Genomic DNA, 18,185 nt, shown 5'->3' with positions numbered 1-18,185 from the left:
TCCGTCACACCGCTGTCGTCGTCCCCTCGCATTTCCCGACTTCGCGATGGCCGAAAACCGTAGGGTTCGACTCCCCTCCCCCGTACCGGCGTTGATCGCCCCTGCCCCACCTCACATACTGCGCTGACCGGCGGCGAACGATCTTGTGCGCCTGGCTGGAAACGACTCATCCACCCCATCCCGAACTCCTGGGGGAGACTTGCGCGCACTTGTGAAGAGAGCAGGCGCCTTCACCGTCGCGGCGGCCACGTCGGTGGCCCTGGCGGCAGGCACGACCGGCCCCGCGACGGCGACCGCCGCGCACGCGACGGCCGCACCGGACATCACCCGCGTCGGCGGCGACCGGCGGATCCCGCTCGTCACGGGCGACCACGTCGTCGTGGACGCCACCGGCCGGATGGTGGGCTTCGAGTCCGCCGAGGGCCGCGAGCGCATACCCGTGCAGATACGGCGCACCGGGGACCGCACCCTGGTGGTGCCCGCCGACGCGCAGCCCCTGATCGCCACGGGCAGGCTGGACCAGCGGCTCTTCGACCTCGACGTGCTCACCGACCCCCGGCTGCGCAAGAGCCACGGCGACGGGCTCAAGCTGATCGTGCAGTACGCGGGGGGCTCCGGCGCCGCGCGGGCCGGAGTGCGCGCGGCCGGCGACACGCGGCTGCGGCGCGCCTTGCCGACCATCGGCGCCGACGCCGTCCGGGCCTCCCCGGACGACCTGGCCGAGGTGTGGGAGGCGCTGACCGACCGGCGGCGGAACGGCGCGCGCGCCGCCGCGTCCGGCATCGGCAGGGTGTGGCTGGACGGGGTGCGCGGCGCGAGCCTGGACCGGGGCGTCCGGCAGATCGGCGCCGACCGGGCGTGGGAGTCCGGGTACGACGGTACGGGCGTGAGGATCGCCGTCCTGGACACCGGCGTCGACAAGACCCACGACGACCTGAGGACCCGGGTCGTGGCCGAGAGGAACTTCTCCGCCTCCCCCGACGCCGTGGACCGCGTCGGGCACGGCACGCACGTCGCGTCGATCGCCGCCGGCACCGGCGCCAGGTCCGGCGGCCGGTACAAGGGCGTCGCCCCGGGTGCCGAGGTGATCAGCGGGAAGGTCTTGGACGACGAGGGCTACGGGGACGACTCCGCCGTCATCGCCGGTATGGAGTGGGCCGCCGCCGAGGGCGCGGACGTGATCAACCTCAGCCTCGGCGGCCCCGACAGCCCCGGCGTCGACCCGCTGGAGGAGACGGTCGACCGGCTGTCCGCCGAGAAGGGCGTCCTGTTCGCCGTCGCGGCGGGCAACGAGGGCGAGAGCGGCGGTTCGACGGTGGGTTCGCCGGGCAGCGCGGACGCCGCCCTGACCGTCGGCGCGGTCGACGGGGACGACCGCCTCGCCCCCTTCTCCAGCACCGGGCCGCGCGTCGGCGACGGCGCGATCAAGCCGGACGTGACCGCGCCCGGCGTCGCCGTCACCGCGGCCGCCGCCCCCGGCAGCGTCCTCGACACCCGGCCCGGCACCCCGCACCCCGCCCCCGGGTACCTGCAGCTCGACGGCACCTCGATGGCGACCCCGTACGTCGCGGGCGCGGCCGCGATCCTGAAGCAGCGGCACCCCGGCTGGACGTCCGCCGAACTCAAGGGCGCGCTGACCGCGTCCGCCGAGGGCGGCGCCCACAGCGCCTTCCAGCAGGGCTCGGGCCGCATCCGGGTCGACAGGGCGCTGGACCAGAACGTGATCGCCGAACCGGTCTCCCTGAACTTCGGCACGGCACGGTGGCCCCACGCGGACGACCTGCCCGTCACCAGGAAGGTCGTCTACCGCAACCTGGGGGCCGAGGACGTCACCCTCGACCTGTCGGTGTCCGGCCTGGACCCGGCGGGCGGGCCGGCCCCGGCCGGGTTCTTCGCGCTCGGCTCCCCGAAGGTGACCGTGCCCGCCGGCGGCACGGCCGGGGTCGACCTCGTCGCCGACACCAGGATCGGTGACGCCGACGGCGCCTACTCGGCCTACGTCACCGCCACCGGCGCGGGCCGGTCCGTCCGCACGGCCGCGGTGGCCGTACGGGAGGCGGAGTCCTACGACCTGACGTTCAGGGCCGTGGGCCGCGACGGAGCCGACGCCCGGAACTTCTCCAGCACCCTGCTCGGCGTCGCCGGACCCGCCGCGGGCTTCCAGGCCTTCGTCAACGACGAGCCGGGCGCCCACACGATCCGGGTGCCCAAGGGGTCGTACACGTTCAACACGGCCGTGTACCAGGACCCCTCGGACTTCACCAAGGGAACCGACTGGATCGCCCGGCCGAAGCTGGAGGTCACCGGCGACACCACGGTCGTCGCCGACGCGCGCACCACGAAGCCGGTGGAGCTCACCGTGCCGGGCATCGACGAGGCGGACTACGCGGGGACGTACTACGAGCGGGCCACCGGCATCGGCCGCGTCGGCAACGGCTGGGTCCTCAGGGGCTTCACCGGCTTCCGCACCGCCCACGCGGGCCCGGCCGTCACCGACGGCTCCCTCCTGCAGACCTGGGACGCGCACTTCGTCGAGGACGCCACCAGCCAGTACGCGGTGGCCTTCGGCGGCGGGACGAGCAGGATCGCGACCGGCTACACCAAGCACGTGAAGGCGAACGAGCTGGCCACGCTCACGGTCGGCCTCGGCGCCTCCGCCCCCGGGAAGTCCGCGCTCGCCTCCCCGTACGCCCACCTTCCCGGCGCGCCGGAGGGCAACGGGTTCTCCGCGCCGCAGGCGGCGCCGGGCACGCGCACCTTCCGCGTCTCCACCGCCGACGGGGCCACCTGGCTCACCCGGTTCAACCAGCTGGGCGAGCCCGACGAGTGGGGGTACCCGGCCTTCGAGGGCGCCTACGAGACGGTCCGGCCGAAGCGGTACGAGGCCGGCAGGTCGTACCGGGAGACGTTCAACACGGGCGTCGTCGGTCCGCTCCTGGGCGAGGGCACGGGCGTCTTCCGCACCGCGCCCGACCCGGTCACGGGCGAGCAGCGGATCGTCGGCGCGGTGCCGCTGCTCGCCGACGGCGCGGGGCACACGGGGAGCACGAGGTACGCCTCGGCCACGTCGGCGCTGTACCGCGACGGCGTCGAGATCGGCAGGAACGACGACCCGCTGAGCGGCTCGGAGCCCTTCGCGGTCGGCGTCGCCGACGCCGAGTACCGGCTGACGGCCTCGGTGGAGCGCCCGGCGGACGTCGCCGCGGCCTCGACCCGGATCGACGTCGGCTTCACGTTCCGCTCGCGGCAGGTCGCGGCCACCACCGCCCTGCCGGTCTCCACGGTCCGCTTCGCGCCCCCGGTCGACCTCGCCTCGCGCGCTCCGGCGGGCGCTCCGGTCACGGTCCCGGTGACCGTGCAGGGCTCGGCGGCCGGAAAGAACCTCAAGTCGCTCGCCGTGTCCGTGAGTTACGACGGCGGGAAGACCTGGAAGTCCGTGGAGGTCCGGAACGGCCGGATCTCCGTGAAGAGTCCGGCGAAGGGCGGCGGCGTCTCCCTCGCCGCCGAGGTCACGGACAAGCAGGGCAACGCCTCGACCCTGACGATCCGCAACGCGTGGTACGGCAAGTGACGCCGGCCGCCTGACCGTTCACCCCCCGCCCGGTGTTCCCGCCTCAGGCGGTGGCACCGGGCGGGGGCGCGTCCGGGTCCGCCTCCCCCGCCACCACGACCTGGTACTCGTCCTCGTAGAGGATCCTGCCGGGGTCCGGGGACTCCAGGCGGCGGCACTCGACGCCGTGGGCGGCGAGGAGTTCCAGATAGCCGTCGACGCGCTCGACGAGGTCCCGGGCGGACGTCTTGAACCAGGCGACGGCGCCCGGATGCACCCGGGGGTCGTACACGGCGGGATCCACGTGGGACGGGTTGGTGTAGTGGGCGTCGTACCAGTCGTTGCCCGCCCTCCAGAACCGGTACTGGTCCTCGGTCAGCCTGCCTTGGGCCGCCAGCTCGTTGGCGAGCACGAAGACACCGGGGAAGTGTCCTCGCGGGTGCCTCACCACTCCCTGGAACCGGACGTACGAAGCCCGCTCCACGAGGTCCTCCTCCACGTCGTCCACGGCGGGCCGTCAGAGGGGCGTGACGCAGGAGCCCGGCCTGCCGGGTGCGCCGATCGTGTACTCGGCGCGCAGCAGGTAGTCGCGGGGGCCGCAGGAGGCCTCGTCCAGCACCCGGTACTCCGCCAGCGGGGAGCCGCAGTCCACCTTCCGCAACTGCTGCTCGGGCCAGTCGACTTCGTTGCGCACGCAGTCGCCCGCCGACAGTGCGACGGACCCTTCGCCGCCGCCCGAGAGCAGGCCGACGACCAGCAGGGTCGGGATCGCCAGGGCGACGAGGGCGATCGGGGTGAGGATCAGCATCGCGGGGGCCCGGCGCAGGACCCGCCTGCCGGGGTGGAGCCTCGGTCGCACGGCGCCGTACGGCTCGGGCAGGCGGTGCAGGGCGGCCCGGGCGCCGAAGGCGTTCCCCAGGACCACGAAGGGCGTGACGAAGAAGGAGAAGAGGCCCCACCAGCCGGTCAGCAGGGTGTCGGAGGTCATCTGCCGGTAGACGGCGAGTCCGCACGTGCGGCAGAAGACTCCGCGCCGGGTGACCGTGCGCATGATGATGATCATGCCCTGGTGGGCGCGGACGGTCACGGCGGTCGCGGGCTGAGCCCCGCAGACCTCGCAGCCGGGCGCGTACCCGTACTGCTGCGGGGGCGGAGGGGCGGACGGGTGCGGGTACTGCTGCGGATGCGGTGGCGGGTGCGGTTGCGCGTGCGGATGCGGAAACGTCATGGTGCCGGTTCCCCCTTCGTGATCGAAACAGCACCCTAAGGCCTGTCCGGCCGATCACCACGGCCCGGTCTCCGGGCGGCCCCGGATCCGACGGCGGTGATCGACCGGGCATCCCCTAGGCTGTCGGGGCCACCACGTGAACGAAGGACGATCATGGCCCGCCCCTACGCCCCCGGACCCAAGCGGTTCGTCTTCGCCGTCGGGGACGGCAACGACCGGACGGTCTCCGTGGGCGACGCCCAAGAGGCCTACGTGGCGTTCTCCGCGTTCTTCCGGGAGCGGGACTCCGACGTCTACACCATCGGTGACGCGCCCGCGGGGCAGAGTCTGGTCCTCATGCCCGGCCGGGGTGTGATCGCCCGGGTCGAGGGCGCGGACCGGCCCCGATCGGAATACCTCCGGGTCGACCGGCCCAACCGCTACCTTCCGGGCGCGATGCTGTTCTTCGAGAACGGACATGCCGGCCTCGACCACTTCGGCCAGTGGTTCTCCGACCCCGCCGACCTCGACGCGCCGCCGGAGACCCGGGGCGCCGTCCGCGCCGCCTCGTTCACGACGGAAGCGGCCGCGATCCGGGAAGTCGCCCGGATCTGGGCGGATGCGGGCTTCGTGGACCCGAGCGACCAGTACTACGTCTTCTTCGACTCGCACGACGTCGACGACGACCGGGCCGAGCGGGCCGAACTGCTCGCGCTGATCGAGTTCCTGGGGCTCGAACGGGTCGACGCCCCGGCCGGGTCCGCCTCCGGCGAGGTCTGGGTGCGTACCGACGCGCGCCTCGCCGCCGAGTGCGCGCGGTGGTCGTGAACGGGTACGGAGCGGGGGCGCGGCATCGCCATGGTGCTCGTCCCGCGCCCGGCGTGACCGCGTCCGGTCGCCGTGGTTCCGAAGAGGCGTGGGGCTCATGAGGGACGTCGTGTTCACCCGGGGCAGCGGATGGATCCCGACCGTGATCAGTGAGGACGGCGAGCTGCGGCTGATGCTCGGCGCCGGGGCCGACGCCAACCACGAGCCCCGCACGTTCACGTTCCCCATCGGGGAGGCCCACCTCGCGGTGATCCGGGAGGACCTGCCCAGACACCTGCTGCTGTGGAGCGCGGTCCTCCCGCTGTGCGAGGCGGCCGGAACCGCGGGCCGGCTCGACGAGGACGCCGCCGTCGCGCTCCTGGACCCGATCCTCCTCTCTCCGCCCGAGGACGTCGACGCGCTCTTCCGCCGCATCCGGTGGGACGAGCACCGGCTCGTCGCCCACGGGGCCGACGTCGGCCTGCTCCGGCGCGGACGGGTCTGCGCGGCCATGCGCTCGGCGACCACGACGCCGAACGAGAAACGTGCCCAGGAGCATCGCGCGGACCGCCGTCGCGCCGCACGCGGAACGGTCCTCGGCCCGCTCGACGCCGCGATCCTGCGGTACACGGGCCAGTACGCGCACGGCGCGACGGTTCCCCGGCGGCTGCCCGGTGCCGTCGACCCCGCGCTGCTTCCGCAGGTGATGCGGGTGATCGCCACCGCGGAGCGGGCCTGCGCCGGGATGCGGATCGGCCTCGATCCGCGACGGGGGAACCGCGCCACGGACAAGCGCGCCTGGGAACGGGTGGCGGCGGCCGTCGACTCGGCCGTCCGCCGCGCCCACCCCGGGCTCGCCGACGACGCGGTGCGCACGGTGGGCTTCCTGATGTGCTCGGAGACCGTGGACCGCTCCAGGAACACACCCGTGGAGGACGACGCGGAGGCCGCCGACGACCGCACCGGCCCCGGCGGGGGCGCGCGCAAAACGGCCCTGACGTTCACCGACGACAAGGGCGTCGAGAAGAAGTGGCGGAAGGACGGCCGTCGCGGCGCCTCCGCGGAGTTCTGGGAGTTCGTCGGCGCTCGCTCCGCCGCGGACAACGAGGTGTTCACCGTCGAGGACGAGGAGAGGGGCGAGGGGATCCAGCTCCACTTCTACGCGGACTCCGCCGCCCGCGTCACGACCGTGCGGAAGGGGAAGGGCGGGTCGGATCCGGAGTACCGGGTCGAGTACGCCCTGGTCGACGGGCTCGACGCGTACCGGGCCCTGGTGAGCGCCTTCGTCCGCGGCGGCTGCGCGGCACTCGACCCGTACGGTCCCTGGATGCCGGACGTCGCCGAGTTCGAGCGCGCGCGCCGGGAGCGGCGCGACGCCCGCTAGGGCCTGTCCGACCCCGATCCGCCGGGCAGACCCCCGTCACTGCGGCCCCTCGCGCGCACGACAGTCGGAGGGAACGACGCGTCAAGACCCCTTATGCGTTCAGGCTCTGAACACATGAAGAACCCTGTGGGGGTCACGGCTCGGAGCGACGCGGATTTCAGTCGTTGTCGGTGTTAACTCTTGACGACGTGACGGGCTGACGGTTGACTCGCCGCACCGCTTTGAGAGCGCTTCCAAAGCGGTTCTGACAGCGATGTCGTCCCTCGACGCGGAGGCTCCGATGTGCGCCACGATCACCGACTCCGCACGTGAGGAGGGACGGCGACACCGCCGTTCTCCGGGCCCCGGACGCCGGGGCCGGGACGGGCTCCGCCGTCGCGGACCGTGTTCGTGAAGTGATCGAAGGATCCCGCCCGGCCCGCCGCCCGCACCCCCGCATTCCGTACTGAAGGAGCCGCAATGCCACGCAGCAGACACCAGAGCCGCTTCGGGAACCGTGTCCGGGGCAGAACCGCGACGGCGGTGGTCGCCGCCGGCGCCGTGCTCGGCGGGCTGCTCGCCGGGGCGCTGCCGAGCGCGGCCGCCGACGAGCCCACTCCGGTGGCCGTCGACCGGTTCGAGGGGGAGGTGCCCTTCGGCAACCCGCCGGCGGAGGGCATCTTCACCTGGGGCAGCGACGCCGACGACCATCCGGCGCTGCGGCTCTCCGAGCGCGCCGACGCGCCCGAGGGCTCCAAGGTCCTGGAGGGCACGTTCGACATCAGCGGCTGGGGCGGCTTCACCCACGACTTCGCCTTCGACCGGCCGGCCCACGACTGGACCGCGTTCAAGGGCATCCGCTTCTGGTGGTACGGCCAGAACACCGCCCCCCTGCCGCCCGGTTCGGGCAAGCGGATCAACTTCGAGCTCAAGGACGGCGGCGCCAACGGCGAGGCGTCCGAGCTGTGGACCACGTCCTTCACCGACGACTGGGAGGGCTGGCACCTCGTCGAGATCCCGTTCTCCGAGTTCCAGTACCGGGCCGACTACCAGCCCGTCGGCGGCATCGACCAGGTCCTCGGGCTCAACGAGATGTGGGGCTACGCCCTGACCCTGCCGCCCGGCTCCCCGGGCAAGTTCGCCCTGGACGGCGTGGAGCTGTACGGCAAGGCGGAGCCCGCGCTGAACACCAAGGTCGTCACCGACGCCGCCGTGTACCCGGTGGCCGAGGGCGGCAGCGCGCGGGTGAAGGTGACGGTGGCCACCACCGGTTCGGGCCCCATCGGCGAGCCCGTCACCGTGGCGTACACGACCGGGAAGGGGACCGCCGAGGCCGGCAAGGACTACGCGCCGGTCAGCGGCACCGTGACCTTCCCGGCCGGGACCCCGTCCGGCACCTCCCACACCGTCACCGTGGCGACGAAGAAGGACGGTTCGGCCGAGGAGGCCGAGACGATCCCGCTCGCGCTGGAGGTCAACGGCGCCAAGGCGCCCGCCGAGGTGCCGCAGGTCGTCGTGAACGCGCACGGGCTTCCGTACCTCGACAAGCGGCTGCCGGTGAAGAAGCGGGTCGCGGACCTGATCGGGCGGATGACGCTGGAGGAGAAGGTCGGCCAGATGACGCAGGCCGAGCGCAACGCGCTGCGGTCGCAGGGCGACATCGCCTCCTACCGGCTCGGCTCGCTGCTCTCCGGCGGCGGCTCGGTACCGACGCCGAACACGCCCGAGGCGTGGGCGAAGATGATCGACGCCTACCAGCTCCGGGCGCAGGCCACCCGCTTCCAGATCCCGCTGATCTACGGCGTGGACGCGGTGCACGGGCACAACAACGTCATCGGCGCGACGATCATGCCGCACAACATCGGCATCGGCGCCGGGCGCGACCCGAAGGTCGCCGAGCGGACCGGGGCGGTCACCGCCAAGGAGGTCCGGGCCACCGGCATCCCGTGGGACTTCGCCCCCTGCGTGTGCGTCACCCGGGACGAGCGGTGGGGCCGTTCGTACGAGGCGTTCGGCGAGGACCCGGCCCTGGTGAAGGCCATGGAGACGGTCATCAACGGAATGCAGGGCGCGAGCAGCGGCGCGGACCTGCACCGCAACGACAAGGTGCTCACCAGCGCCAAGCACTTCGTCGGCGACGGCGGCACGGAGTTCGGCTCGTCGACGACGGGTTCGTACACGATCGACCAGGGCGTCACCAAGGTGACCCGGCAGGAGCTGGAGGCGGTGCACCTGGCGCCGTTCGCCGAGGCGGTGAAGCGCGGGGCGGGCACGGTCATGCCCTCGTACTCCTCGCTCGACGTCATAGGCGACGACCAGGGGCCGGTGAAGATGCACGCCCACGCCGGGATGATCAACGGCGTCCTCAAGGACCGCATGGGCTTCGAGGGCTTCGTGATCAGTGACTGGCAGGCGATCGACCAGATCCCCGGGGACTACGCGAGCGACGTGCGGACCTCGATCAACGCCGGGCTCGACATGATCATGGTGCCGACCAACTACCAGGACTTCACGCGGATCCTGGCGGAGGAGGTGACGGCCGGGCGGGTCGGCCGGGCACGCGTGGACGACGCGGTCGCGCGGATCCTGACCCAGAAGTTCCGGCTCGGCCTGTTCGAGAAGCCGTACGCCGACACCACCCACCTCGACGCGGTCGGCTCGGCCGCGCACCGCGCCGTGGCGCGGGAGGCGGTCGCCAAGTCCCAGGTGCTGCTGAAGAACGACGGCGGCGTGCTGCCGCTGAAGAAGACGCAGAAGGTGTACGTCGCCGGTTCCAACGCCGACGACCTGGGCAACCAGGCCGGTGGCTGGACCATCAGCTGGCAGGGTTCGTCCGGCCGGAACACGACCGGCACCACGATCCTCGAGGGGATGCGCAAGGCGGCCCCGGGCACGACGGTCGACTACTCGAAGGACGCCTCGGCCGCGACCGAGGGGTACGACGTCGGGGTCGTGGTGGTCGGCGAGACGCCGTACGCCGAGGGCATCGGCGACGTGGGCAACGGCCACGACCTGGAGCTGACGGCGGCGGACAAGGCGGCGGTGGACAAGGTCTGCGCGGCGATGCCGTGCGCGGTCCTGGTCGTCTCCGGGCGGCCGCAGCTGATCGGGGACCGGCTCGGGGCGATCGACGCCCTGGTCGCGTCCTGGCTGCCCGGCACCGAGGGCGACGGCGTGGCGGACGTGCTGTACGGGACGCGGCCGTTCACCGGCCAGCTCCCGGTCACCTGGCCGAAGTCGGAGGCGCAGCTGCCGATCAACGTCGGTGACGCCTCGTACGACCCGCAGTTCCCGTTCGGCTGGGGTCTGACGACCCGGCCGGTGCCGCAGGTCGGAGGCGAGCTGACGCTCAAGGCGATCGGGGTCGCGGCCAAGGTGCTCCAGGCGGCCGGCCGGGGGACGTCGCCGGAGGGCCGGGAACTGCTGTCCCGGGCGCGGGACGTCGTCCAGAAGAAGATCGGCCAAGACATCACTCCCGCGACGGCCAAGCCGTTCGCGGAGGCGGACCGGCTGCTGATCTCGGGCGACCTGACGGGCGCGGTCGCGCGGCTGACGACGGCGTACCGGGCGGCCTGACCCGGTGTGCGCAAGGGGTCCTTCCCGGACACGGGGAGGACCCCTCGGTCGTGAGGGGGCGCCGACGCCGACGGGGGCGGTTCCGGGAAACCGGGGTAGAAGAGCGGCATGGACAGCTCTTTCTGGATCGTGGTGGCCGGGGTCCTCGCCCTCGTGGTGGCGGGATACGCGGCCGTTCTGCTCGTGCGCGTCTTCCGGGCCCGCAGGCTGCTGCTCGACGCCGGCGTCCCGTTGCAGTCCAAGGCCCTCTTCTGGGCGGCCGTGGTGTACACGGTGTCGCCGGTCGACCTGATCCCCGACCCGGTCTACCTGGACGACGTCGGCGTCCTGCTGCTGGCCCTGCGGGCACTGCACTCGGCGGCCGCCCGGAGCGGGGCGGACCGCGGGGAGCTGAAGGGCTGACGCGGAACACGGAACGGGGCGGTCCCCCGCAGCAGGCTGCGGGGGACCGCCCCGTCGCGTCCGGCCGGATCAGACCGGTGCCGGTCCGCCTCCGAGCGGCCCGCCGCCGAACGGTCCGCCCGTCCGGTAGTGCACGGCGATCTCCTCCCGGTACTGCCGGTCCGCGAGGTGCTTGTCGGAGTGGAACTCCGGCGCGTTCTTGATCTGCTCCTTGGTCAGGTCGAGATGCACCTCCTGCCCCTCCAGGTCGATCCGGGTGACCGCGCTCGCCGGGATCAGCACCTCCTTGCCGAAGATCCACACCCCGGTGTCGACGACCAGATAGGAGTCGTCGACCTCGTCGGAGTGCTTGTCGACCTTGCCGATGTGCCCGTCGGTCGCCTCGACCCGCCAGCCGGTCAGGTCGGTGCCCACCAGATGACCGAAGGCCTGCCCGTAGCTCCACACGTTCTCCGCCATACCGCTCACTCCTCCGTCCTCGGACATCTCCTGAGGAGGACCGCCTGCCCCGAGGACCGGACCCCACACGTGCGGACCGGGCTCCACACGTGCGGACCGGGGGCTACGCGTGCGGACCGGGGCTACAAGTCGAATTCGAGGTGCTCGACGTCCGTGAAGCGGACCTCCTCCAGGCTGCCGGCGCGGCGGCCTCCGTCCTGGAAGTACACCTCCCTGAGCCCGTCGGCCGCGATCCGCCGGAGTTCGTCCTCGCCGGCGCCGGTCTCCTGGGCGTCGAAGAGACGGGCCGCGTACTGCGGCGGCAGTGCGACGGTCAGGTGCCGGACGCGGTCCTGGTCGGTGGAGCCGATCGGGGCGGTGTAGCCGAGCCGGGCGCGGGTGTCGATGACGATGCCGTCGGTCGTGGCGGCCCGCTTCCTCGCCTTCGCCCGGATCTGCGGCTGCCACCGGGCCCGGACCTCGCGCTCCAGACGGGCGGCGAGGTCGGGGCGCGGGTGCCTGGCCCGGCCGGAGACGTAGCGCTCGACCTGGCGCTGGGAGACCGCGAGCAGTTCGGCGACCGCCCTGGTGCCGCCCAGCCGCTTGACCAGGTACCGCATCCGGGCTCCGGCCGACTTGGGGGCCGGGCGGGTGAACGTCTTCTGCACCGCCTTGTCGAGGCTGTCGCCGAACATGCTCATCGCGCCCTACTCTCCGTTGTCGGCGTCGGTGACGGTGCCGTCCTTGATGTACCGGGCGAGGTTGAGCTCGGGGGCCCCGAAGCGCTCCCTGACCCCCTCGCCCCACAGGACGGACTGGGTGCCCTCGTGCTTGACCAGGCCCGGGTTGACTCCGAGCCGGAAGCCGCCGGGCAGCGGCTTGCCGTCGCGGTACGGGAGGAAGTCCAGCGGCGACGCGCCGTCGGCCGCGTACACGACGCAGTCGGAGAGGACCGCGACCGGGTAGTCGCCGGTGAAGGCGGCGTGCCTGACGATCTTGCGGTGGAGGTTGACCCGGGTGCGGGAGATGACCGCCGCGCGGATGTCCGGGCGCCACGTCGGACGCTCCAGCGCCCGCCACCGCCGGCCCGGGCGCCAGCCCTCCCCGCGCGGGCGCTCGCGCAGTTTGCCCAGGCCGCCCTTCACCGTGGCCTTGATCGCCGAGACGACGATCGCGAGCTGCGGGTCGCGGCCCGCCCAGCCGTCCATCGCGGCCAGGAAGTCGGCCGGCGGGAGGTCCGCGCCGACGCCGAGGTCGGCCATCGTGGCGAGGTAGGCGTCCCGCAGCCGGTTGTACCAGGCGTCCAGGTAGCGGCCGTTGTCGTACCGCAGCCACGCCTCGACCGGCCGGACGTCGTACCCGAGTTCCACCGCGTACGCCACGGTCGGGGTCGCGTACCAGGCCGGTCCCCCGGGGCGGTCGCCCTTCGGGGTGAACGGGCTCGGCAGCAGGTCGGCGTCCAGCTCCGCCCACCGGTCCTTGGCGACCTTGACCCGGGAGAGGTCGACGTGGGAGAGGTCGACGAGCCACGAGCCGGGCAGCTTGGGGTCGAACACCGGGTCCTCGACGTGCGTGGGCGCGCCGAGGCCGACGGTCAGGCCGTTGGCGCCGGCGGCGAAGGCCATGTTGACGTCGATGCCCACCAGGTTGCGGCGCAGGCATTCGTCGTCGGTGAGGGGGCGCGCCCAGTCGTACGCCTCCTCGAACAGCTTCTCGCCCGGGCCTCGGACGTGGAAGCGCGGCAGGTCGGCGAGGACGGGGTGGCCGTCGGGGGCCTCGCACGGCGCCGGGTCCACCGGCTCCTCGCCCAGCGAGCCGGGGTTCTTGCCTTCGGCCTTCCGGAAGCCGCCGGTCGTCTCGTCGCGCACGGCGCGGGTCGGCGGGTGCAGGGCGGTCATCAGCTCCAGGCCGGTGACGGCGGTGGAGCCGCGCGGCGTCATGACGCGGGCGGCGTACGTGCCCAGGACGCGGGCGAGTTCGGCCGGGGGGAGTTGGGCGGCGGCGCCCCAGTGCCGGGGGTCGAGCGCGCCCCAGGAGGGGAGGCAGAGCTGCACGCAGTTGCGCTCCGCACCGGTGGCGGGGCGGTAGATCCGCGCCCACGGTCCGAAGCCCCTTCGGGTGAGCTTCCAGTCGGCGCGGATCAGCTGCTTGACGGTCTTGTGGTTCTCGGGGATCCGTCCGGCGAGCCGCTCTTCCTCGGTGAGGGCGACGGGCAGGCCGTAACGCTCCAGGGCGGCTTCGGTGAGGACGATCAGCGGGTCGGACGGCTTGCCGGGGCCCGACAGCTTGGGCTGCCCGAGTCCGGCCTCCTTGAGGGTCCACTCGACGAGGGCCGGGAGGCTTTGGGCGGGGACGTCCAGGATCAGTCCGTCCGCGCAGTACGCGGACGCCCGCCCGTCGCCGGTGACGTCGACGACGGCGAGCGGCCCGTTCTCGAAGCGGGGTTCGACGCTCGTCGGGTCGGCGGCCGCCGGGGCGGGGCCTGCTGACCCGGTGTCCGTCCGGGCGGTTTCCGCCTGGGCGGTGTCGGTCCGGGCGGTTTCCGTCGGCTCGGTGTCCGTCGGGTCCGCGCTCGTCGCGGGGAGGTTCGCCGGGGCGGGCTCGGTCTCGGTCTCGGCGGGCGCCTCGGGCGCGGTCGCGTTCTCGCCGCCGGGGTCCGCCGGGGCGGGGTAGAGCTTCGCGAGTCCGCCGAGGAGACGCGCGTACGCGTCGCGCTCCGGCGGCCGGGGCTCGGTCCTGCCGGACTCCCAGCTGGTGACCGTGGCCCGGCGCACCTTCAGCGCGTCGGCCACCTCCTCGACCGTCAGGCCGTGGGCCCGCCGCAGTCGTTTGCGTTCCTCGGGCGACGGCAGCGTGGCGCGGGACGCGAGCAGCGCGTCCACCGCGTCGAACAGCTCGGATTCGGACACGAGTGGTACCTCCTGGCGCCACCCTACCTTCGCCAACCGCATGAATCGCGTACGTTCGGCGCACATATCGCGTACGGAGTACGTCCGGTGGGTTCTAGGCGGAGAGCTGCGCGCGTACCCATGCGGGATCGGGGTTGACGTACGGCCGGCCCGCGACGAAGACGGTCGGCACGGTCTCGTCGCCGTCGTTGACGGCCCTCACCTCGGCCGCGCCGGCGGGGTCCCGCCAGATGTCGACCCAGTGCAACCGGCGGGCGTCGCGGCCCAGTCGGGCGCGCAGGCGCAGGCAGTAGCGGCAGCCCGGCCGCCAGAAGACGATCGGCCGTCCGTCGACCGCGCCGAGGCGCCGCGCCTCCTCCACGGAGACCGACCGGGGGAAGACCAGGGGCGAGTGCGCCACCGCGAGGAGCACGAACACCAGCAGGATCACCGCGGCCCGGCCGGGGCTCTCCCCGAGGGCCGTGCCGGCGACGGCGGAGCCGCAGAGCAGGAACAGCAGCGGGAAGGTCCAGGCGCGCGTCATGGTGACGCAGGCTATCGGGCGGCGTGCGACGGCTCGGCGGCGGTGTCCGCCGGTGGTGCGTCCCGGAGGTGCCGGGCGGCTTCGGCCGCGGTGTAGGAGGAGGCGAAGGTGAAGGCGCGGGGGGACGGGCCGTGCGTGCGCAGGTCCGCCAGGCGCTCCAGGGCCTCGTGCGCGGTCGGGAGGTGGCCGGCGGGGATCCACCAGAGCACCAGGTGCGCCTCGACGTGCCGTGCGAACCATTCGCGGCGCCGCCGCATCACCTCCAGGTGTCCGCTGCGGTAGGCGAAGTCCCACAGGGCCTCCTGGGTCTCCCACACCGACAGGTTGACGATGACGTTCTCGCCCGCCGGGCGCAGGCCGGTGGCGTCGGCCGCCCCCTCCTCCACGAGCCGCCAGACGAAGCCGGGCGCGCCGTCGGCGGCGGCGTTGACCGGGTCGAGCAGGTCGACGAAGGGCTTCACGCGCGGGTCGTCGAAGGGGTGGAGGAGCGTGGCGACGTTGAGCTGGGCCAGGTGGACAGCGTGCGGGGAGGAGGTCATGGCCTCATCTCAGCACGGCCCGCTTTTCTATGTCAACGTTCATTGTTTTTAGAATTCTCGACCACCACGCAGCACTCCCCCGGCCGGGCGTCCATGCGGGCGCGCACCGGGCCGTCCGCGCCGAGCAGCCCTTCGAGGAGGGCGAGGTTCATGCCGCAGACGAGCGGCGGGAAGCGTTCGGCGACGGCGTGGAACGGGCAGTTGCGCATACGGACAACGCGCCCGTCCGCGCCCGCCTCTCCCCCAGGGCTTTCGGCCTCTTCCTCTTTTCCTCCTTCCACGTGCGGCTCGTAACCCCGGGCGGCCAGCACCTCCATGGCCTCTTCGAGGTCTCCGCAGGGCGACGCCGGGCCGCGCAGGGCCTCGCCCCGGCGGCGGGCGGCCGTGCGGAGTCCGGCGTCGAGGCCGGCCTCCTCGGCGGCCTCGGCGAGGAGTTCGGCGGCGGTGCGGTAGTCGCGCGCGGGCAGCGACACCGACCGCTCGGCCCGCGTCCGCGTGTAGACCTTGGCGGGGCGCCCGGCCCCGGGCCCCGAGCGTCCCGTCAGACGGCGGCTGCCACTGTCGAGCAGCCCGGCCTCGGTCAGCCTGTCCAGATGGTGCGCGGCGAGCGTGCGCGCCACCCCGACCGCCTCGGCGGCCTCGTTGCGGCCGACCTCGCGGCCCTGGGCCGCCACGTACTCGTACAGGCGGCGGCGTACCGGATCCTGCAACGCCGCGATCGCTTCGATGTCCTCCACGCGTCCATTCTAGAAACAACGCGGATAGGAGATAGAAGAGCGGGTCCCGTGCCCGGCCCTGCCCTCCGGTTCAGAGGCCGGGTACGACGAGGCCGCTCTCGTAGGCGACGACGACCGCCTGCGCCCGGCTGGCCAGGCCGAGCTTCCCCATGGCGCGGTTGAGGTGGGTCTTGACGGTGGCCTCGCTGATGTGGAGGTCCCCGGCGATCTGCCGGTTCGACAGGCCCTTGCCGGTCAGCCGGAGGACTTCTCGCTCCCGGCCGGTCAGCGCGTCCAGTCCGGCCGCCCCAGCCCGGACGGCCTCCTCGGCGGGGGCCGCGCGGCTGGCGAACGCCTCGACGAGGCGCCTGGTGACGCTCGGGGCGAAGAGGTGGTCGCCCCCGGCCACGGCGGCCACCGCCGCCAGGAGCCGTTCGGGTCCGGAGTCCTTGAGCAGGAAGCCGGAGGCGCCGACGCGCAGCGCCCCGTACACGTACTCGTCCAGGTCGAAGGTGGTGAGGATCAGGACGCGGGGCGCCGGGTCGGGCGCCTCGGCGAGGATGCGGGCGGTGGCGTCGATTCCGTTGCCGCCGGGCATCCGGACGTCCATGAGGATGACGTCGGGGCGGAGGCTCGCCGCGAGCGCCACGGCCTCCTCGCCGTCCACGGCCTCTCCGACCACTTCCGTCCCCGGGGCGGCCTTGAGGAGTCCGACCAGGCCCGCCCGTATGAGGTACTGGTCGTCGACGACGAGGACCCTGATCACCTGGCTCATGCGAGAGGTGGTTCTCCTGTCACGGCGGCGGGGCTCAGCCCTCCCGGACCGCCGGCGGGAGCCGGTCGTCCGGGGCGGGGCCGTCGCGACGGCCGGTGGCGGGCGGTGCGCCGGCCCGTGCCGTGAGCGGCAGGGTCAGTCGCACGGCGAACCCGTCGCCGCCGTCGCGCGGGCCGATGTCGATCCGCCCGCCGTACAGCTTGGCCCGCTCCCTCATGCCGATCAAGCCGTGCCCGGCCCCTGTGGGCATTTGCGCCGGAATCGTCCGCCCGCCCTCGTTGGTGACGTCCACCTCCAGGTGCTGCGGCCCGTAGCGGACGACGACCTCGGTCGCGGCGCCGGGCGCGTGCTTGAGGACGTTGGTGAGCGATTCCTGGACGACGCGGTAGGCGCAGAGGTCGGCGCCGGAGCCGATCGGGCGGGGGACCCCCTCGACGGTCAGCGCGACGGGCGTCCCCCCGGCCCCGACCCGCGCCACGAGTTCGTCGAGGCGGGCCAGGCCGGGCATCGGGCGGTCCGGCGCGCGCGGGTCGGTGCCCTCGCGCAACAGCGTGAGCATACGGCGGAGTTCGTCGAGCGCCTCGGTGCCCGTGTCGGCGATGGTGTCCAGGGCGGCGCGGGCGGTGGCCGGATCGCTGTCGAAGACGAAGCGCGCGAGGCCCGACTGCACGGAGATGACCGCCATGTGGTGGGCGACCACGTCGTGGAGCTCCCGGGCGATCCTGCCCCGCTCGTACGCGACCTCCCGCCGGGCCCGTTCCTCCTGCTCGGCGGCGAGCGCGCGGGTGAGTTCGGTGGCCCTGCGCGAGAGCGCGCCGAACCACCAGAGCACCGTGGGGAAGAGCAGCGCCTGTCCCGCGGCGGCGGCCAGCGAGCCGTGGTCGCCGCCGTTCACCTCGTCGAGCAGTCCCGCGCCGAGCCAGGTCAGGCCGGTGATCGCCGCGCCGGGCGCCGAGATCCGGGACGGGCGCTCCGAGGCGAGGGTGTAGGTCGCCAGGAGCGTGGCCAGGGAGTTGACCACGGGCCAGTACCCCAGGGACACGTAGACCGCGAAGCCGCCCTGCGCGAGGACGAACACGGCGACGGGGAAGCGCGTCCGGACCACCGCGGGCAGGTTGACCACGAGGATGAGCGCGTAGGCCACCGGATCGAGGGCCGGCCAGCGCTGGGCGGCGGCGTCCTGTCCGAGCAGCAGGGCCAGTCCCGTCATCGCGATGCCCATGAGCGCGTTGACGAGGGGGCCGCGGGGAGGACGGAGCTTCATCGCCGCAGCCTAGCCATCCGTGATCGTTCGGGCGTCAACCCAGCGGCATACCGCGGTGGTTGTACGAGGAGCGGGTCCCGCGAGCCGTGGGGTGCGCGCGCCACGGGCCGTACGCA

General features: G+C 73.4%; 15 protein-coding genes. 5 read left to right on the top strand and 10 right to left on the bottom strand.

Annotated elements, in window-relative coordinates; translation table 11 throughout:
• The first annotated feature begins 211 nt into the window (after positions 1-211).
• Complete coding sequence (locus ACIQVI_RS06835; protein WP_403591945.1) at positions 212-3,571, top strand: S8 family peptidase; 3,360 nt, start codon at positions 212-214, stop codon at positions 3,569-3,571.
• Between the two features lie 43 nt (positions 3,572-3,614).
• Here the strand turns inward: ACIQVI_RS06835 and ACIQVI_RS06830 are convergent, their stop codons facing one another.
• Both ACIQVI_RS06830 and ACIQVI_RS06825 read right to left on the bottom strand, forming a co-directional pair.
• The gene (locus ACIQVI_RS06830; RefSeq protein WP_403591942.1) at positions 3,615-3,998 is read right to left on the bottom strand and encodes a hypothetical protein; all 384 of its coding nucleotides are present in this window, start codon (positions 3,996-3,998) and stop codon (positions 3,615-3,617) included.
• Positions 3,999-4,067: 69 nt separating this feature from the next.
• Positions 4,068-4,778 (bottom strand): hypothetical protein, encoded by a 711-nt coding sequence (locus tag ACIQVI_RS06825; RefSeq protein ID WP_403591939.1) that lies wholly within the window; start codon positions 4,776-4,778, stop codon positions 4,068-4,070.
• A 153-nt stretch (positions 4,779-4,931) separates the two neighbouring features.
• Between ACIQVI_RS06825 and ACIQVI_RS06820 the strand changes: the two genes are divergently transcribed.
• From ACIQVI_RS06820 to ACIQVI_RS06805, 4 genes are all read left to right on the top strand, one after another.
• Entirely contained in the window at positions 4,932-5,585 is a 654-nt protein-coding gene (locus tag ACIQVI_RS06820) for a hypothetical protein (protein ID WP_403591936.1), read from the top strand.
• A 97-nt stretch (positions 5,586-5,682) separates the two neighbouring features.
• A complete protein-coding gene (locus ACIQVI_RS06815; protein ID WP_403591933.1) occupies positions 5,683-6,948 on the top strand; it encodes a DUF6357 family protein in 1,266 nt (421 codons plus the stop codon).
• Positions 6,949-7,407: 459 nt separating this feature from the next.
• Entirely contained in the window at positions 7,408-10,503 is a 3,096-nt protein-coding gene (locus ACIQVI_RS06810; RefSeq protein WP_403591930.1) for a glycoside hydrolase family 3 protein, read from the top strand.
• Positions 10,504-10,611: 108 nt separating this feature from the next.
• The gene (locus tag ACIQVI_RS06805; RefSeq protein WP_403591927.1) at positions 10,612-10,905 is read left to right on the top strand and encodes a YkvA family protein; all 294 of its coding nucleotides are present in this window, start codon (positions 10,612-10,614) and stop codon (positions 10,903-10,905) included.
• A 69-nt stretch (positions 10,906-10,974) separates the two neighbouring features.
• Here ACIQVI_RS06805 and ACIQVI_RS06800 read toward each other — a convergent pair whose 3' ends face one another.
• The 8 genes from ACIQVI_RS06800 to ACIQVI_RS06765 all read right to left on the bottom strand — a co-directional run bounded on the left by ACIQVI_RS06800 (position 10,975) and on the right by ACIQVI_RS06765 (position 18,069).
• Complete coding sequence (locus tag ACIQVI_RS06800) at positions 10,975-11,364, bottom strand: PRC-barrel domain-containing protein (protein ID WP_351970355.1); 390 nt, start codon at positions 11,362-11,364, stop codon at positions 10,975-10,977.
• 122 nt (positions 11,365-11,486) lie between these two features.
• Positions 11,487-12,044 (bottom strand): telomere-protecting terminal protein Tpg, encoded by a 558-nt coding sequence (tpg, locus tag ACIQVI_RS06795; protein WP_403591923.1) that lies wholly within the window; start codon positions 12,042-12,044, stop codon positions 11,487-11,489.
• A gap of 6 nt (positions 12,045-12,050) precedes the next feature.
• Entirely contained in the window at positions 12,051-14,252 is a 2,202-nt protein-coding gene (tap, locus tag ACIQVI_RS06790) for a telomere-associated protein Tap (RefSeq protein ID WP_403591920.1), read from the bottom strand.
• A 94-nt stretch (positions 14,253-14,346) separates the two neighbouring features.
• On the bottom strand, positions 14,347-14,775 hold the full coding sequence (locus ACIQVI_RS06785; RefSeq protein WP_403591917.1) for a glutaredoxin domain-containing protein: 429 nt from the start codon (positions 14,773-14,775) through the stop codon (positions 14,347-14,349).
• A gap of 11 nt (positions 14,776-14,786) precedes the next feature.
• Positions 14,787-15,314, bottom strand: a complete 528-nt coding sequence (locus ACIQVI_RS06780) for a DUF3291 domain-containing protein (protein WP_403591914.1) — start codon at positions 15,312-15,314, stop codon at positions 14,787-14,789.
• Positions 15,315-15,346: 32 nt separating this feature from the next.
• Entirely contained in the window at positions 15,347-16,051 is a 705-nt protein-coding gene (locus tag ACIQVI_RS06775) for a helix-turn-helix transcriptional regulator (RefSeq protein ID WP_403591911.1), read from the bottom strand.
• A gap of 70 nt (positions 16,052-16,121) precedes the next feature.
• Positions 16,122-16,805 carry a response regulator gene (locus tag ACIQVI_RS06770; protein WP_403591908.1) on the bottom strand — a complete coding sequence of 228 codons (684 nt, stop codon included), beginning with the start codon at positions 16,803-16,805 and terminating at the stop codon, positions 16,122-16,124.
• A 34-nt stretch (positions 16,806-16,839) separates the two neighbouring features.
• Positions 16,840-18,069, bottom strand: a complete 1,230-nt coding sequence (locus ACIQVI_RS06765) for a sensor histidine kinase (protein WP_403591905.1) — start codon at positions 18,067-18,069, stop codon at positions 16,840-16,842.
• Positions 18,070-18,185 lie beyond the last annotated feature (116 nt).

This window comes from Streptomyces sp. NPDC098101 (genome assembly GCF_044760185.1).
Lineage (GTDB): Bacteria > Actinomycetota > Actinomycetes > Streptomycetales > Streptomycetaceae > Streptomyces.
Note: the sequence above shows the minus strand (reverse complement) of the source record. Positions and strands in the feature narration are given on the sequence as shown.

Bases quoted from the DNA above. Each gene is read 5' to 3' on its own strand.
- ACIQVI_RS06825 (WP_403591939.1), bottom strand. From the start codon at position 4,778: ATGACGTTTCCGCATCCGCACGCGCAACCGCACCCGCCACCGCATCCG.
- ACIQVI_RS06820 (WP_403591936.1), top strand. From the start codon at position 4,932: ATGGCCCGCCCCTACGCCCCCGGACCCAAGCGGTTCGTCTTCGCCGTC.
- ACIQVI_RS06815 (WP_403591933.1), top strand. From the start codon at position 5,683: ATGAGGGACGTCGTGTTCACCCGGGGCAGCGGATGGATCCCGACCGTG.
- ACIQVI_RS06810 (WP_403591930.1), top strand. From the start codon at position 7,408: ATGCCACGCAGCAGACACCAGAGCCGCTTCGGGAACCGTGTCCGGGGC.
- ACIQVI_RS06805 (WP_403591927.1), top strand. From the start codon at position 10,612: ATGGACAGCTCTTTCTGGATCGTGGTGGCCGGGGTCCTCGCCCTCGTG.
- ACIQVI_RS06800 (WP_351970355.1), bottom strand. From the start codon at position 11,364: ATGGCGGAGAACGTGTGGAGCTACGGGCAGGCCTTCGGTCATCTGGTG.
- tpg (WP_403591923.1), bottom strand. From the start codon at position 12,044: ATGAGCATGTTCGGCGACAGCCTCGACAAGGCGGTGCAGAAGACGTTC.
- ACIQVI_RS06785 (WP_403591917.1), bottom strand. From the start codon at position 14,775: ATGACGCGCGCCTGGACCTTCCCGCTGCTGTTCCTGCTCTGCGGCTCC.
- ACIQVI_RS06780 (WP_403591914.1), bottom strand. From the start codon at position 15,314: ATGACCTCCTCCCCGCACGCTGTCCACCTGGCCCAGCTCAACGTCGCC.
- ACIQVI_RS06770 (WP_403591908.1), bottom strand. From the start codon at position 16,805: ATGAGCCAGGTGATCAGGGTCCTCGTCGTCGACGACCAGTACCTCATA.
- ACIQVI_RS06765 (WP_403591905.1), bottom strand. From the start codon at position 18,069: ATGAAGCTCCGTCCTCCCCGCGGCCCCCTCGTCAACGCGCTCATGGGC.